Here is an 829-nt window from a genome sequence, read left to right on the forward strand (position 1 = left end):
TCATTTTCATCGTCCTTTTTATTTTCACGTATTAATTAATTATCAAATAACAAACAAAAATCAAGATGAAAGAAGAACTATATATAGAAGAATAAAAACCAATAAATGATAAAAAAGGCCCCTTTAAATAAGGAGCCAAAAAAAATAATTTATTAAAACATTGTTGTTAAATAGAAGTGAAGATCAATGTATTACTGTTAGCGTCAGAACAAGCACCTGCTGTTGCCGCTACGTCAAGCGTTCCACCTGCTGGTTTAACAGTTGTAGAGCCTACTTGAGCAATGTAGAAGTTACCTGCTGTTGCTGTCATGATCTTAGTACATTCTGCTGCTGGTACGTTATCATAAGTAATTGTGAAAGAAGAACCTGCTGCTGATGATGGACCAGTGTTAGCTACACCTAATGTTACAGCACCTTTGAATGCGTTGATTGGTGTTGCAGAGTTACCTGAACCGCTTAACATGTTGTCAGGGAAGATCTTCGCTTGAACTGCTACTGAGTTATTCAAACCAGTAAAGCTTGAAGCGGAAGTATAAAGGGCTTTAACACCAGCTTGGATTGTTGCGATGTTATTACTCTCAGCTTGTGAACGTTGTGATGCTTGCACTTTAGGATATACGATAAATGCTGCTACCACTAACGCTGCGATAATACCAAGAACAAGTAATAGTTCTAAAAGTGAGAAACCTTTTTTACTTTTTATGTTTTTAATTAATACTGTTTTTTTCATTTCCTTTATATCTCCATTGTTTAATAAAATGATATAAAGAAAATAATAAATTTAAAAATAAACGCAACCACTTAAAAAATATTATATACAAAGTAGCCG

At 33.8% G+C, this 829-nt stretch carries 1 protein-coding gene; it reads right to left on the reverse strand.

Features of this window, described 5'->3' with window-relative positions; all coding sequences use genetic code 11:
• Positions 1–166 precede the first annotated feature (166 nt).
• Entirely contained in the window at positions 167–730 is a 564-nt protein-coding gene (locus KHQ28_RS28300; RefSeq protein WP_001548706.1) for a type 4 pilus major pilin, read from the reverse strand.
• Between the last annotated feature and the right edge of the window lie 99 nt (positions 731–829).

This window comes from Klebsiella sp. 28 (assembly GCF_018223905.1).
Lineage (GTDB): Bacteria > Pseudomonadota > Gammaproteobacteria > Enterobacterales > Enterobacteriaceae > Klebsiella > Klebsiella pneumoniae.

Coding starts and splice junctions, on each gene's coding strand:
- KHQ28_RS28300 (WP_001548706.1), bottom strand. CDS start 730: ATGAAAAAAACAGTATTAATTAAAAACATAAAAAGTAAAAAAGGTTTC.